Below are 16,271 nucleotides of genomic sequence, written 5' to 3'. Positions count from 1 at the left end.
ATTATGAGTAACGTAACGACAAGTAAATTGATGACGGCGGAGAAACTCCCCTCATCCTCGATCATCTGGTTATCGCTTCTGGTGCTGGTGGTCTTTGGCGTGTGGTCCTATTTCGCTCTGCTTGATGAAGTGACCGTGGGGGCCGGCAAGGTGGTGCCGGCTTCGCAGGAACAAATTATCGAGAGTCTGGACGGCGGGATCATCCTGCAGATGCTGGTCAAGAAAGGCGATCTGGTGAAGAAGGGCCAGGTGCTGGCCAAGCTCGATCCTGGTTACTTCGAATCCACCGTGCGTGAAGCCAGCGTACGCGTGGATGCCCTGCAGGCCTCCATTGAACGTTTGAATGCTGAAATCACCAAAACGCCGCTTGTGTTCAGTGCCCGGGTGCAAGCCGACCCCGAACTCGTGCGCCAGGAAACTGAGCTGTACAACGCGCGCAAGCTCGGTATCGAGGCCACCGTCGTCGACCTTCGAAAAACCATGGACCTGATCCGCGCGGAATTGGCCATGACCGATCCTCTGATCAGCAAGGGCGCGGCCAGCCAGGTGACTTCCATTCGTTTGCGTCGCCAGCTCTCGGAACTGCAAAGCAAGATCAACGAGGTCACCAGCAACTACTACGTGCAGGCGCACGAAGCATTGGTCAAAGCCAAAGGCGAAATGGAAGCGCAGCGCGCCATCATGGCCGGACGGGAAGAGCAATTGGGCCGCACCGTGCTGACCTCGCCGGTGGACGGGGTGATCAAGGAAATTCACGTGACCACCCTGGGCGAGGTGCTCAAGCCTGGCGAAAAACTCATCGAGATCATTCCGCTGGGTGGCGAGCTGTTGATTGAAACCAAGATCAACCCCCGCGACATCGCCTACATCCGCCCGGGGCTGGCCGCCAACGTCAAGCTGACCGCCTACGACTCCTCCATCTATGGCGACATTAAGGGGGTGGTCGACATCGTTTCCCCCGACACCATTCGCGACGACGTGCACCCCGACCAGTACTTCTATCGGGTGTACGTGCGTACCAGCAGCACCTCCATCAAGAACAAGGCGGGCATCGAGTTTCCGGTGGTGCCGGGCATGGTGGCGAGCGTGGAGATCAAGACCGGCGCCAAGACGGTGGCCGACTATCTGTTCAAGCCGTTGAACAAGTTCAAGGAGTCATTGAGGGAGCGCTGATTCATGGCCTTTTAACAGGGTAGATGCAGGAGGTGGTAGCAGACAGGTAAATCCAAAAGAGAGCCTGGATAGGCACGTTGTAGAGGTTCGCTATTCCAAAAAGACGTGGCTGATGTTCGGCGCAAGCCGATGGCCACCGCTCGAGTACAAGAGGAAAGTTGAATATGAAACGTACAGCGTTAACGGTTGCGATGGTGGCTTTTCCCTTCATGGCATTTGCTGCGAGCCAAAATACGCTCACCTTCAAAGGAGAGGTGGCGGCTCAGACCTGTGCAGTCAGTGTCAATGGCGGAAGCTCCACCGTCGTGTTGTTGCCTGTGGTGTCCACCTCGTCGTTGCAAAAACGCGGTCTGACTGACGGCGAAATCAGCTTCACCGTCGAGGTGAGTGGTTGTGAAGCACCCAAGGGGAAAACACCCATCACGACCCAGTTTCTGGCCAATGATGTCTCCGAAGGTCACAACCTCAAGAACATGGGCACTGCCGAAGGGGTCGCCGTGCAACTGGTGGCGCCTAACGGCAAACCGATAGAGCTGAACGGAATCACCCGTGTAGACGGACTGGTGCTGGAAGAGGGTCAAACCGAAGCCAGCGCAGAGTTCCGTGCACGGTATATCAGTGAAGATAAAGTCGGCCCTGGTTCAGTGACCACCTCTGTGCAGTACTCCATCACCTACCTGTAAGGAGCCAGGTTAACCGCACACTGCCGATCCCGTGGTTGGGGATCGGCAGCTTGATGGGTTTTTCATTCCTGCGCGGACGATTCCATGATGACTATTTTTTATCGATTCAGCTTTTACGCCGTGATCGTGCTCTCGATGCTGTTCACCTCACCGGCTTTTTGCAGTGTGGTACTGGTCGGCACGCGGGTGATCTATCCGGCGAGCGCTTCTGAAAAAGCGCTGCAATTTACCAGTCAGGACGACTACCCTAACCTGGTGCAGATCTGGCTGGACAAGGGCAATGCGCAATCCAAACCTGAAACCGCCGATGCGTCGTTCATTGCCACGCCGCAGATCTTTCGCATGAATCCGCATTCGGGGCAACTGGTGCGTCTGGTGTTTACCGGTGCGGATCTGCCGACCGATCGCGAATCGGTGTTTTATCTGAATTTTGTCCAGATGCCGGCGATCAAGGCCAGCCAAGCCAGTTCGAATTTAATGGTGATGTCCGTGACCAGTCGGGTGAAAGTGTTCTATCGTCCTAAGGGACTGGGGGGCAGTACCGACGAGCTGGGCAAGGCGTTGAAATTCAAGGTGCAGGGCCGTGGGGCCGGCGCCAAGATTCAGGTCGAGAACGCCACGCCGTATCACGCTGTGATCAGAGAGGCGAGCCTGCTGATCGCCGGCAAGGAAGTGCCCGTCGCATCCAGCCTCATGCTCTCCCCCAAAAGCACCACGTCGTGGGTCATTCCCGCGTCCGTGCCAGCGCTTGAGGCCCGTCAACGGCTGCAACTGACCTTGGTCAATGATTTGGGCGGCGATGACGTCAGTGAAGTTATGCTTGAGTAAGGGTGTTGATTGGATGCTGTATGGATGAGCGTCATCATGAGCGTGTGGCTTCAAATTCTGCTCGCCCGAGCGTGCTGGTCGCGCTATGGACGATTGCGCTGGTGGCTCTGAGCCTTTTCTATCCCAAAGCACACGCCGCTGTGGACGCGCCTGCCACGCCGGCTACTCCGGCGACGCCCGCTTCGCCTGACAGCAGCGATGAATATCAGTTTGATGAGAACCTGATGTTTGGCATGGGCTCGGTCGCGCGCTTCAACAAGCCCAATGCGATTGAACCGGGTGACTACAGCGTTGAGTTGTACATCAACAACCACTTTGTGCAACGCGCCACCTTGCGTTTTTCCGCCTTGGCCGATGGCCGTGTGCAACCTTGTCTGACGGCAGCCTTGCTGGAAAATGCCGGCGTCAAGCGCAGTGCCATTGAAGGGGCGGGCGGTGAGGCGTGCCTTGAGCTGGTCAAGGCGGTCAAGGGCGCCAGTTTCACCTTTGACATGGGCGCGCAACGTCTGGACCTGCAGGTGCCGCAAAGCCTGATCAACCGCATGCCCCAGGGGTACGTGCCCCCCGAGAGTCTGGACAGTGGTGAGACCCTGGGCTTTGTGAACTACAACCTCAACCACTATCACGTCAGCCATACGGGCAGTTATGCCAGCCGTAGCGATTCCTCGTACGGCGTCTTCAACAGTGGGGTGAACATGGGCATGTGGCGGCTGCGCCAGCAGGGCAGTGTGCGATACAGCGATCAGGGTGCCGAGTGGAACAGTACGCTGCTATACCTGCAGCGCCCCCTGCCCAGCCTGCAAAGCGAGCTGACCCTGGGCGAGGGTTACACCTCGGGCCAGTTTTTTTCCGGGGTCAGTTACCGCGGACTGGAGCTGGCCTCCGATGAACGCATGCTGCCCGAGTCCATTCGCGGCTATGCACCGACGGTGCGCGGCATTGCCCAATCCAATGCCCGGGTGAGCATTGTCCAGGATGGCAGCGAGATCTATCAGACTGTGGTACCGGCAGGCCCCTTCGAGATCAGCGACCTGTACGCCACCCACTACAATGGCGATCTGCAGGTCACGGTCGAGGAGGCCGACGGGCGTATCAGTCGGTTTTCGGTGCCGTTTTCTTCGGTTGCCGAATCCTTGCGCCCGGGCTCCTCGCGCTATGCCTTTGCCTTGGCGCGCACCCGCGACATGGGCACCGATACTGCGTTTACCGAACTGACCTATCAGCACGGTTTGAGCAATGCCGTGACCGTCAACAGCGGTCTGCGCCTGGCGCAAGACTATCAGGCCGTGCTGCTGGGCGGGGTGTACGCTAACTGGCTGGGTGCTTTTGGACTGGACACCACCTATGCGCGTTCCGACGTCCAGAGGGCAGGACAGATGAGTGGCTGGATGTCGCGTTTGTCCTACAGCCGCACCTTTGAGCCGACCCAGACGTTGCTGACGGTGGCTGGTTACCGGTATTTCTCCGCCGGCTATCGGGATTTTGGTGACGTGCTCAATTCGAGCCTTACCTACAACACCTACAACGGCTATGCCGGTACGGACAATCAGTACCTGCCCAACACGCGCTGGGAGGTCTCGGTGAACCAGGCGCTGGATGTCTGGGGGTCGCTGTATCTGTCGGCCGCGACCCAAAACTACCGCGGCGGCCATGACCGCGACACCCAGTACCAGATGGGCTACAGCCAAGTATTTAACGACACCCTGCGCTTGAATGTCTCGGTGGCCCGTCAGCGCACCGGCCCTTCACGCAGCGGGTACGCGGGCGGGGATCCTGGCGTGATCGACGATCCGTTGGTGGATAGCAGCTTTAATCAGGTGCAGGTGCCCGGCATCACCGAAACCCTGGTGCTGGTGTCACTCTCGTTTCCTCTGGGCGACCCCTCTCACGTCAATACGCCGGTGCTCAACAGCTCCGTCAGCCACAGCGTCAACTATGGCGATGTGTACCAGAGCTCGCTGTCCGGGGTGGCCGGGGAAGAACAAAGCCTGAGTTACGGACTCGACGTGTCGCATGATGCCGAGCAACGCCAGAACACCTACAGTGGCAACGTGCAAAAACGCACGCGCCTGGGCACCCTCGGCCTGAATGCCTCCAAGGGACAGGATTACTGGCAGGCGGCCGGCTCGGCCCGGGGGGGGGTGGCCATTCACAGGGGCGGCATCACACTCGGCCCCTATCTGGGCGACACCTTTGCCCTGGTGCAGGCCAAGGGCGCGACCGGTGCCGGGGTGCTCAACGGCCAGGGCACGCACATCGACAGTTCTGGCTATGCCCTGGTGCCGTCCTTGACCCCGTACCGCTACAACACCATCGCCCTGGATCCGGAAGGCATGGACGTCAACACCGAGCTGGAATCGGGCCAGCAGCGGGTGGCCCCGCTGGCGGGAGCGGCGGTGAAGATCGAGTTCAAGACCCGCTCCGGGGCCGCCTTGTTGATCACCGCGCACCTGCCGCAGGGCCAGGTCATTCCCATGGGGGCCGAGGTCATGGACGACCAGGGCGTGGTGGTCGGCATGGTCGGGCAGGGCAGTCAGGCGTATGTGCGCAGCGAGCAACAGGCCGGCCATTTCAGCATTCGCTGGGGGGAGGAGGCCGATGAACAGTGTGTGATGGCGTATGACCTCAAGGGACTTAATCTCAAGCAGCCGCTGGTGCGGCTGGACAGCGAATGCCGTACAGCAGGAAGTGCACCATGAAACTTTCAATGATCGGGCTGATGTTGGTCAGCCTGCTGGGCACGTCCCACGCACAGGCCCAATGTGAGCAGCTCTACAATGGGGTACAAACCTCTGACGGCAGTTCGGCGCAGATCAGCATCGGGCGGGTCAGCCTGACCTCGACCCACCTGCAGCCGGTAGGCTCCTCCCTAGGCAGCGTGCTGGTGAGCGCTGCCAATGCGCCGGGGCTCAGTGGCGAAACGGTGTTGTGGCAGTGCGACCAAGCGGACAGGCACCAGATTTACGAGTTGTTTGCCACCAACGGCGCCGACCGGGTCGGCGGGCACTGGGAAATCGGCGCCGGGGCCGGCACTTCGGCCAACGACGGACTGCCCGGGTACTTTGCCACCTATTTTGGCTATGTGTCCCTCAAATTGACGCACCTGAACTCCGGCAAGACCTTTACCCGCTACTGGCAGGAAAGCCCGATCAGTCACTATGACGTGGTCGGGGACAAGATTCAGATCAAGGGCAAGCACCTGAGCATGGTGCAGGCCGAGCTTGCCCGTGTGTCCGCACTGCCTCCGGCCAGTGGCAGCGGCAGCGATCAATGTGCAGGAATTGCCCAGGGAGCCGGCAGCAGCGTGGCCGCCTACACCTGTACGGTGCCCAATGCCTATATCCAGTTTAAGGGGCCGGGCATCGTATCGGATCGGGCCGGCACCGATGCCAATACCAGCCGCACCTTTCTCGGGGTACGCAACGGGGTGGCGTTCGGTCTGCGCGGTGGCGCCTTCATCAGCTACAACGCCGCCTGCGCCGTGCGCAGCGTGACCCCGGTGGTCACCTTTGCGCGCATTTCAAGCCAGCAACTCAATACCGGGCAGACCAGCGAAAGCGATTTCTCCATCGAGCTTGAATGCAATGACTTTGCCTTGAACATCACCACGCAGAGTCTGTATGGCATTCAGGTCTCCCCCAATGCCTATGAGCAGGCGCAAAAACTGGGACTCGTCACCGGGGACGGTGCGGTGACCTATCTGCTGTCCACCGGCTATGGCAGCGATCCTTCGATCGCCACCGGGGTGGGTATTCGTCTGCGCCAGAATGCCACCGGCGCGGACATGAATTTTGTCGGCCAGGCCGGCGCCCCTGTCGGGGCTGTCGGTAACCGCGGCGCCGGCGGCTGGTATCCGATCCGCGAAGGCCAACTGATCAGTGCCACTGGCACCGGTGCCTCCGTCTACACCCAGTCGATCACCGCCATTCTCTCGGCCTTGCCCGGCATGAGGGCGCGCGCGGGCAAGGTTGACGCCGTGGCCATCGTGCGGGTGAGGGTGCAATGACGGATCGATGCGAACGCTGGAGGCGAAAGGTTCTGCTGCTGGCAGGGTGCGTTATCGCTTTGCAGGCCCATGCCGGTGTAATGCCTGAAAGCACCCGGGTGATTTACCGCGAGGGGCAGAAGGAGCGCACCTTGATGTTGGCCAACACCAATGCCTACCCGGTGCTGGTACAGGTCTGGACCAACCATGGTGAGGAAGCGCTTGCTCTCCAGCAAGCGTTGACGCCACTGGTGGTCGTACCGCCGGTGTTTCGGCTACAGCCCGGTGCGCTTCAAGGGCTGCGCCTGATTTTGACGGGCGAGCACCTGCCCACCGATCGTGAATCGGTGTTCTGGCTCAATATTTACGAAGTCCCTCCGACCCTCTCGAAAGCGTCGCAACCCGGGCCGCGGGTAGCGGTGGCCATGAACACCCAGATGAAGGTGTTTTACCGGCCCAAGGCACTCGCCGACGCAGGCAACAGCTCGGCCACCACTCTACGCTTTGAGCTGCGCTCGGCGGGCGAGCAGAAGTGCCTGTGGGTGCATAATCCTTCGCCGTATCACGCCTCTTTTTCTTCGTTGAAACTGGTCGAATACGGCCATGAAAGGGCGGTGATCCCGGCGCACGACATGATGACCTCGCCCTTGAGCGATCGCTGTTACGCCTTGCCGCCCGGTCCAGCAGAGGGGGGGCAGGCTCAGGCGCAGGTTCAGTTCACCCTGGTTGATGACAGTGGGCATTTTGAGCAAGGTTCCGCGCGGCTTGAATAGCGAGAGGGATGGGCTTACCTGCCGGCGCGTAAGGTGAAGGGGAAGCGCATCCTTAGGCCTTTTTCATTGGGAAACAGGAGAAGTGGGCCTTGGGTGATGCCTGAAATATTATGAAATAGGTGAGGGCGGCGCGCTCATTAGGCGCTGCTACGCTCGAGGACTCTTCGTTATTGGAGCCCATAAATGCTGACGACCCTGCCAAACCTGCTGAACAGTAAAAATCAACTTAAAGCCTTGCTGGAAACAGCCCTGAAGGCAGAAGGCGAGATTGACCGGAGCGCCGCATCAGACGCGGTGTACGACTGGATTGATCAACTCCACCAGCAACTGACCTCCGATCATTTGGCTTTCTCAAGACTGCAGTTGGAAAATGAGGAGCTTGAGGTCGAGCTGGCGGATACCCGCGACTGGGAAGTGGAAGAGAAGAATTACACGTTGCATCGATTGAAAACAGGCAGCTACGTCTATTGCCGCGTGACCCCCACCCATAATGCAATCAGTGATTACTACCTGTGCGCCACCTGCTTTATGAACAAGGTCAAATCGATTCTTCAGCCCGTGCATAAAGCCTTTGAGTGCCACGTTTGTAACTCTTCAATCCAAGGCTTGCCCTTGCCCAAACCCACCATTGAGATGTTGTAAACGGTTAGGGTCTTGCCACGCTGTGACCCCGATGTGCGGTTGCCGCCTGTTGAGCAGGGGGCGTCGCTTTCAATAGCGCTGAACAGCGAGGAGCGGCATTAAGGTCGCCTTGTACGGCTGTCAGGGCGATTGCTTTTCCTACTGAAACAATCAGTAAGAGTTGCCCCACGCGCCTGGGGATTCGTTTGCTAGCCTCGCCGTTCTTCAAGGAAAAGAAGTCGAGTGCTCAAGGAATGTGTCCAACTGACTGGGAAAAAGCGTGTGATCACATAATGCCGAGGGGTTTGTCGGCCAGCTACTCCAAATCCACCGCGCAAGAAAGCCAAAACCGGCCCTGCCGCGCCCTACGAGCCGCCAGCCTTACTCGAAGAAAAGCCGCTTCCGGCCAAGATCCGCACTCGCATCGCAGTGCGCATTGGCGTGTTTTTCGACGGTACCGGCAACAACGCGGCGAACTCGGCCATGGGCCTGGCATGTGGCGCGCATCATGCAATCAAGCCTCAAGACCTGGCGGCCAGTTGCAAGCCGTATATGAGTGATCCGGACAGCAGTTATGGCAACGACGTCAGCAATGTGGAAAAACTGAGTCGACTCTATTACGAAGGGAATGACGGAGACGAAACGGGCAAGCTGTCCACACGGATGGTGTATGTGGAAGGTATCGGCACCACCGCCGGTGCAAAGGATAATGTTCTGGGTATGGCGACAGGACGTGGCGAGACAGGAATCGCTGGCCGGGTTCAGCAGTCCTTTGACTTAATTGAGAGGGCAATTTCTAACATTCTCAAAGACAACCCCGGCAGTGAAATCACCTCGCTGACCTTCGACGCATTCGGTTTCAGCCGAGGCGCAGCGGCCGCACGTCACTTTGCCAATGAAGTCGCCTTGGGCCAGCGAGGCCCGCTGCGAGCCATCCTGACCAGATATGAAAGGGAGCTGAGCCGCACTTTTCTGGATTACTACAACAGCGACATCCGCATGGGCTTCATTGGGCTGTTTGACACTGTTGCTTCTGTAGGTGGTTTTGCCAACTGGTGGAACGTGCAAAGCCCCATCACGCCAGGTGTGCGTTTGCTCCTGCCGCGAGCGTTATTTAGCGACTTGGTGCACTTGGTGGCGCGTGATGAGCATCGGGCCAATTTTGCCTTGAACCGGGTGTCGCCCGATCACCCGGAAATCACCCTGCCTGGCGTGCACTCGAACATTGGTGGCGGCTACCGGGCCGAGGCGCAGGAGCGTGTTTTGGTCGGGGTCATGCAAGGGGTGACTGTGCCTAAGGGCTCCAACGTCAGGCGCACGGATATCTATGCCGAGGCGTTGGTAAAGAAAGCGAAGCTGGTGATCAAGGGCTGGCCGGAGGAAATGCTCGAGGTCGTTACGCCCATGCCCTTGCCGCTAAAGACCGGGAAGAATGATCCAGAGCAGGAGCGGGTGTTTGCCGGCTTGCAGCTCCAGCGACAAATCGATCGCACAGAGGCTGCAATTCGGCCGGAATGAAATGGCGGGGGAAAACTCCCGCCGTTTTGACATTTCCATTAAAGCTGATCAATTCACCTTTCTGCGCGCCCATGGCGCAATGTCGGTGGTGTGCTGGTGGGGTGTCTGGCTTATGGGCGCAGAATCTGCCGAATGCCGGCGTGGTCACTCATCGCAATGTCAAAATTCATCCCTAATGGCGCGCAGATGACCATCTCTCAAGGGGGAATGCAACCATCGACTGGAGCACCTTCGATATCGGCACCGGCCATAGCGTTCCTTCAGTCATGCGCTGAGTGCCGATGCCGCGCTGAATCGGATCGCCGGGGCGCAAGGCCAGATCAATGCCGCGCTGAATACTAATGGCCGAATATCTCTGCTCTATCCCAATGGCGTGGCCTTTGGTCCTGGGGCACAACTCAACATGGATTGTCTCGCGGTAGCGACGCAGGCGATCGAGATTGAGCATTTCATGAATGGCCGCTTTCACTTCAAGCCTACAGAGTCACCGTTGGCGAGGTGAGCAACCAGCAAGTGATCATCGGCAATGAAAAGCAGGGTTTTGTTGTGTTGGCCGGTGCGGGGAATCTCAGCAATAACGGTTCCCTCATGGCGACTCAGGGAGGCGTGCACATGGTTTTGGCTCAGGCATTCAAACTCACCCTGCCCAGCGGCAGTCATCCTTTTCTGAATGTCGAGCTGGCAGGCGCAGTGAGGCGGCCGGTTGATCTGGTATGTCCAATGAGGGGGATTAAGGTTGCCAATATTGAGCTGCAAGCCAGCCAAGGTGGGGGACGGTACAGTGGTGTTATCGAAGCCATCTCTCTTCTAAAGCGGGCTGCAATGGGGCAGTTTGATCTCGTCAGTCCTGTCTTCGCGATGGTGCTGAACGGCCAGAGCACCGATGGCAGGGAGGGGGAGGTTATTCCCGACTCCTCTTTCCGGCGGGAGAGGATTGCTGTTGGAGGGGGGGCTGATCATGCCTATCGAGCCTGAGCCCTTGGATCCCCTTGTTGCTGGAACAACATTTGGGCCGAGAGAGATCACGCTGGCGGTGACATCGGGTGAATCGAATAGGCCTGCTTGGAAATTCAAAGCCTGCGTTTGGCTGGGGCCAGTTTCTGGCACTTGCAGGTGCCTCTGGAAGGCATGCAGGCGTGGTTCAACTAATGGTGGAGAGTGGCTGAGGTCGCGAACGGGAAGCGCCTTGACTCCGCACCGCGCTCGTGGCTGTTAAGCGTTGAGCGTTTAGTACACGCGAAGTCTGCGGCAGTGCTCGCTTGATGTATGAAATATAGCGTTGGCCCAGCTGCAGTAGAGGCGAGCTGGGCTCAGCTGGTTCCTCGGTAAGAGAGGTGAATCACTTTTTTTCATTGTTATTGCCGTCGGGTCGGTGTTGTTTGCGGCTATAAAGCACGTGAATATTTCACGAACATCAGATGGTTTATGCACAATCCAGACTTTGGTTTTTTTCAACGTAAGACAGGCGCCTTTCGCAAAACAGCATTTCTTTGCTTAGCCCTCCAGTTCTTAAGTGTTGCCAGTGCAGTCGCCTCTCCGGTAGCGGAGCAGGTGGCGCAAACTGTGCGTGAAAAAAATCAAAAAGTCGCCCCGGATCAGCAGTATGTGCTGGTCGTGCCTTCGGAGCATGAAACCCTCAGTACTCTGGCGGCGCGCTTCGCCGTACCGGAGTCTTCCTTGCTCGCTCTGCATGATCAGGCCATGCTCTTGGGCTGGACAGGCCAGGCTCTCATGGTTCCACGCCAGAGCTCGGGTGAAACGCGTTTATATCCCGCCTATGTCACCTATTCACTCAAGGCCGGCGAAACGCTGAGCTCTGTCGCTGTTAAGGTGAACCGCTCCGAAGTCGAGCTGCGTCGGCTTAACACCTTGGTGTTGGGGGAACCCGTTGTCAGCACGCTTGAAGCCGGTGAGGTGATGCTGATTCCGGCCGTCGCTCACACAAAAGTCACAAAAGGCTCCAAGCCCGTTAAAGGGGTGGACTCTGCGCAAAGTCAGCAGGACTTTGAAACGCTTCTGGCCAAAGTGGCCGCCGACGCCGGCAATGCCTATGAACGTCAGGCACGTAACAATCGCCAAGGCGCAAGCAGCTTTTTTGTGCAGCATGGGGCCACGACGGCCACCAACGCGCTGACCAGTCTCATGTCCTCCTCGATGGAGGAGGTTCTGTCACCTTATGGTCGCGCCAAGATTGGATTGAGCGCGAATGCGCGGACCAATGATGTCAACCTGAGTGTGGACTATCTGCACCCCATTGCCGAAACCGAGCAAGACATCCTGTTTGCTCAGGTGGGCGCACGTACGTTTGACAATCGTAATCTGGGCAACGTGGGCGTAGGCTATCGCCGCTTGGTCAGCTCGGATCTGATGTTGGGTGCCAACACGTTCTTCGACCATGATTTCACCCGTAGTCATACACGGGCCGGTGTGGGCCTGGAGATGTGGGGCAATACTGCCCGGTTGGCGACTAACGCCTATGCCCCTATCAGCCCTTGGAAAAAGTCTGATCAGCAGCGCCTGAATTCCGATCCTAATCGGATGAACCTGTTTGAGCGTCCGGCCGCGGGTTGGGATGCGCGTGGCGAAGCCCAGATTCCTGGCATACCTCAGCTCTCTGCCACTGCGCAGTATTTTCAGTGGAAAGGCCAGGGTGTTGACGCCTTTGGCGCAGGTAAGCTGAAGAAGGATCCGTCCGGGCATGGTGTTGGCCTGAAATGGCAACCGATCCCGTTGCTGGGCTTTACCTCTGAGCACCAACGACTTCAAGGCGGCAGCGGGCAGTTCAGCTTCGGCATGAACCTGAACTGGAGTTTTGACCGGGATCTCAAGCAACAACTGCGTTCTGGACAAGCGACGGCCCTGCGGCCCCTCGTCCTGGCCAAGCAGGACTTTGTTGACCGCAATTACAATGTGGTGTTGAACTATAAAGAGCAGGCCAAATACCGCGACTTCGGTTTTATTTCGCAAGCCGTGGTCGTACAGGCAAACTCCCCATCGGGTACTCCGGTTACCCAACCGTCCCCCTTGCTTCGTGGCACCCCGGCGGCCGGCATCGTGCGTTACGAGTTGGTCAACAATACCGCGCTGGTGACGATCGATCCGCAAACGGGTGTGATCACCGTAGCGCCTGGTGCGGAGACGCAACAGGTCACCGTTATCGCGCGCCTGCATATGCCACGTTTGGCTTCCCTGGATGGTAGCCGTGGTGTGGTGGAGCAGTTGCTCGCCACTGCCGGCGACGTTTTGCGGGCTACCGCTGACTTCTTTATCCCTTCAGCGCATGCGGTCGAGAATCAGGCTATTCCGCAGAATTATCTGGAAGTGGCGGATGCCAATTATCACTTGGCTGTTATCGAGGGTCAGTTGGCTATCGGCTCCATCGAGTTGGCAGTTATTGAGGATCGCTCGCCGGCTAACGGCAGTACGCCCAACGTGGTGAGTGCGACGGTGTGGGATGACAGGGGAAATCCGGTCGCTGACACGGAGGTGAGTTTCACGCTTAACAATGCGACGACGCGCGATACGCAGGTGGCTGTGACCGATGCCAGTGGTGTGGCGCGCTTGAGTTTTGTAAGTCAGCTCGCCGGGAAAGTCACAGTTACAGGCAAAGCCAATAGCCAGGCGCATGCCATTGATGTGCATTTCATCCCGGATGTTGTATCGGCAAAACTCACGCTGGTAGCTAATAAAGACCAAGCAACTGCCGGTAAGGATGAAGTGATCCTTACCGGTACGCTTATTGATGAAAACAAGAATCCGGTGGGCGGTGTCACGGTTGGATTTGACGCGAGCATAGCCCCGGCAACTGATAAGCAACCGACGATTGCTCGCAGTGTCATTACCGATGAAAAGGGAGAATTCAGGGCGTCCCTTCAAAGCAATAGCGCTGGGAAAGCTTTGGTGACTGCACGAATAGATGGCCAGATAGGCGAGGTTATCAGTAAAAGTGTTTCTATCCTGTTTGCAGCCGATTCGGCCACGCCGCAGATTATCTCGCTGACGGCCCAATCGACCGGTGATGTGGCGGCCAACGGTGTGGCGACGCACTCGGCGATTGCGACGGTGACGGATGAGCATGGCAACTTGTTGCCAGGCGCCGAACTGAGCCTCGAACACGCGAACACTGTCCAGGCCAGTGTTGCGGCCACAGGTGCCGACGGCACCAGCGTGGTGACGTTCAGCAGCACCAAGGCTGGCGATATCACGCTGACGGCGAAAGTCGGCGACAGCTCGCAATCGGTTCAGCAGCGTTTTGTGGCGGATCCGGCCACACCGAAGATCGTCTCGCTGACGGCCCAATCGACCGGTGATGTGGCGGCCAACGGTGTGGCAACGCACTCGGCGATTGCGACGGTGACGGATGAGCATGGCAACCTGTTGCCAGGCGCCGAACTGAGCCTCGAACACGCGGACACTGTCCAGGCCAGTGTTTCGGCCACAGGTGCTGACGGCACCAGCGTGGTGACGTTCAGCAGCACCAAGGCTGGCGATATCACGCTGACGGCGAAAATCGGCGACAGCTCGCAATCGGTTCAGCAGCGTTTTGTGGCGGACGATTCCACTGCTGAGGTCAATGGTAAACTGATAATGGATCCGGATAATTCGTTCGCCGACGGCAAGAGCGAGAACGTCCTTAAAGGTCGCATCGTCGACGGCACCGGCAATTCGCTGGCGAACTACAGCGTGGATCTGAAGGGCGATGATGGCCTGGCCATTGCTGCCACTGTGAGTACTAACGATGACGGCAGTTTCACGGTGCCGATGACCAGTCGTGTGGCACGCAGCCATGCCCTGACGGTGATCGTGGGTCAAACGTCTCATGAGCTGACGTCCACCTTTGTGATGAACCCGGCCACTGCGAAGTTCGATGCCCTGACGATCACCGAACACGAGGTGTTTGCTGACGGTGTGGCGACCCACCGCCTGAGTGGTCGCGTGGTAGACGGCACGGGCAATGCGCTGACGGAGTACGAAGTCACCCTAGCGGGAGACGACAAACTGCTCGTTGCCAGGAGTGTGAAGACCGGTGACAACGGCATGTTCAGCGAAGCGCTGAGCAGCCGTGTGGCAGGCACTTATGCACTGACGGCAACTGCCGGCAGTGATGAGCGGACACTTGACGCGACCTTTAAGGTCAATCCGGCGACGGCGAAGGTCGAGGGTGAGTTGGTGATCAACCCGAACAACTCGCTGGCCGATGGCCAGGGCGAGAACGTCCTTAAAGGTCGCATCGTCGACGGCACCGGCAATGCGCTGGCGAACTACAGCGTGGGTCTGAAGGGCGATGATGGCCTGGCCGTTGCTGCCACTGTGAGTACTAACGATAACGGCAGTTTCACGGTGCCGATGACCAGTCGTGTGGCACGCAGTCATACCCTGGCAGTGACGGTGGGTAAAACCGTTCATGAGCTGACGTCCACCTTTGTGCCCAATATGGCCACAGCAACGATTCTGGCGAGTGATCTGCAGGTGGGTTCAGGAGCAAAAGCCGATGGGGTTGAATACAACACTGTAACGGTGAAAGTAACCGATGCTCACGGAAATGCTGTGCCTAATGCAAGCGTCAGCTTCGAATCGACCAATCCAAAGGCGCTGATCAAGCTAAAAGATGCGAAAGTGAATACCGATGGTAAAGGTATGGCCAGCACTACGCTGACCAGTACCGTGGCCGATTCCAGTCTTATGAAGGTCACGGTAAACGGTCAGTCGCAAACCAAGGCTACCCATTTCATCGCAGATAAAGACACCGCTCAACTTCTAAATCTGGAAGTAATGAAAGATAAGTCTACGGTCAGCGATAAAGATGGAGAAAATTCGAATATCGTCAAGGCAACGGTTGTAGATAAAAACAACAATCCTTTGGGAGGCATTGATCTTGAGCTGAGTGTAGGGAATGGCGCGGTGCTCGACGCTGCCACACAAACAACCAACGTGCTTGGTCAAGCCGGTATTAGATTTCATAATGCCCGGGCAGGTATAACCAAGGTTTTTGTGAAACTTGGTAGTCAAGAGCGCTCACAAGATACTACTTTTGAAGCAGACCGAAAAAGTGCGCGAATTACAGTTTTTGATATTACGAAAGACGGAGCGTTGGCAAATGGTTTTGATCAAAATAAGATCAAAATTAAAGTTCAGGATAATTACGATAATGCCGTGCCCGGAATCTCTATAGGTTTTATAGCGAGCAACGAGGCTGTCATCCAGCCGACTGCCGTCACAGACGATAAAGGTGAGGTGGAAAAAGAACTGGTAAGTTTCTTAGCCGGAGTAAGTGAAGTCACCGCTTCGGTTCCTTTGCACGCTCGTTCCCGAAATCTGAAATTCGTACCGGATCTCAACACAGCGACGGTTTCGTTGTCGGCTGATAATAATGAAGCCATAGCCAATGGAAAAGACATAATCAAAGTAAAGGCGACGGCCAAGGACGCTCATGGCAATGCCGTAAGTGGGATGGAGATACAGTTGGCCGCCACCAGTGGCACGGTTGTAGCGACCGTTGTCACTGGAGATGATGGCTCCGCCAATATCGATTGGATCAGCGGTATAAAAGCTACCGACGGCGTCCTGACCGCCAGCTGGGGCAACAAGAAAACCGCTGAAGCCAAGGTCAAGTTCATCGCGGATACGGGCACGGCCACTATCCTGCTGGTGGCTGACAAAACCGAGGCAGTGGCCAACGGCAAGGACGTG

At 57.6% G+C, this 16,271-nt stretch carries 11 protein-coding genes; all 11 read left to right on the top strand.

Going from position 1 to position 16,271, the window contains the following annotated elements; all coding sequences use genetic code 11:
- Window positions 1–3 precede the first annotated feature (3 nt).
- Window positions 4–1,173: an HlyD family efflux transporter periplasmic adaptor subunit gene (locus HDC30_RS12160; protein WP_183783201.1), complete on the top strand. Its 1,170-nt coding sequence runs from the start codon at window positions 4–6 to the stop codon at window positions 1,171–1,173.
- A 164-nt stretch (window positions 1,174–1,337) separates the two neighbouring features.
- Window positions 1,338–1,856 (top strand): fimbrial protein, encoded by a 519-nt coding sequence (locus HDC30_RS12155; RefSeq protein WP_183783199.1) that lies wholly within the window; start codon window positions 1,338–1,340, stop codon window positions 1,854–1,856.
- Window positions 1,857–1,940: 84 nt separating this feature from the next.
- Window positions 1,941–2,684, top strand: coding sequence for a molecular chaperone (locus tag HDC30_RS12150; RefSeq protein WP_183783197.1), 744 nt, complete (start codon window positions 1,941–1,943; stop codon window positions 2,682–2,684).
- Window positions 2,685–2,704: 20 nt separating this feature from the next.
- Window positions 2,705–5,383 carry a fimbria/pilus outer membrane usher protein gene (locus HDC30_RS12145; protein WP_183783195.1) on the top strand — a complete coding sequence of 893 codons (2,679 nt, stop codon included), beginning with the start codon at window positions 2,705–2,707 and terminating at the stop codon, window positions 5,381–5,383.
- Window positions 5,380–6,690: a fimbrial protein gene (locus HDC30_RS12140; protein WP_260319912.1), complete on the top strand. Its 1,311-nt coding sequence runs from the start codon at window positions 5,380–5,382 to the stop codon at window positions 6,688–6,690. The genes HDC30_RS12145 and HDC30_RS12140 overlap by 4 nt, the downstream gene beginning before the upstream one ends.
- Window positions 6,687–7,442, top strand: a complete 756-nt coding sequence (locus HDC30_RS12135) for a molecular chaperone (RefSeq protein ID WP_311660609.1) — start codon at window positions 6,687–6,689, stop codon at window positions 7,440–7,442. Before HDC30_RS12140 ends, HDC30_RS12135 begins: the two co-directional genes overlap by 4 nt.
- Window positions 7,443–7,625: 183 nt before the next feature.
- A complete protein-coding gene (locus HDC30_RS12130; protein WP_183783191.1) occupies window positions 7,626–8,084 on the top strand; it encodes a hypothetical protein in 459 nt (152 codons plus the stop codon).
- A gap of 420 nt (window positions 8,085–8,504) precedes the next feature.
- Window positions 8,505–9,581 carry a DUF2235 domain-containing protein gene (locus HDC30_RS12125; protein WP_311660606.1) on the top strand — a complete coding sequence of 359 codons (1,077 nt, stop codon included), beginning with the start codon at window positions 8,505–8,507 and terminating at the stop codon, window positions 9,579–9,581.
- 271 nt (window positions 9,582–9,852) lie between these two features.
- Window positions 9,853–10,083 carry a filamentous hemagglutinin N-terminal domain-containing protein gene (locus HDC30_RS29480; RefSeq protein WP_183783521.1) on the top strand — a complete coding sequence of 77 codons (231 nt, stop codon included), beginning with the start codon at window positions 9,853–9,855 and terminating at the stop codon, window positions 10,081–10,083.
- Entirely contained in the window at window positions 10,080–10,556 is a 477-nt protein-coding gene (locus HDC30_RS12115) for a hypothetical protein (RefSeq protein ID WP_183783189.1), read from the top strand. Before HDC30_RS29480 ends, HDC30_RS12115 begins: the two co-directional genes overlap by 4 nt.
- Window positions 10,557–11,006: 450 nt before the next feature.
- The coding region (locus HDC30_RS12110) for an Ig-like domain-containing protein (protein ID WP_183783187.1) at window positions 11,007–16,271 on the top strand (5,265 nt) is incomplete at its 3' end.

Source organism: Pseudomonas sp. JAI115 (genome assembly GCF_014200835.1).
Taxonomy (GTDB): domain Bacteria; phylum Pseudomonadota; class Gammaproteobacteria; order Pseudomonadales; family Pseudomonadaceae; genus Aquipseudomonas; species Aquipseudomonas putida_A.
Note: the sequence above shows the minus strand (reverse complement) of the source record. Positions and strands in the feature narration are given on the sequence as shown.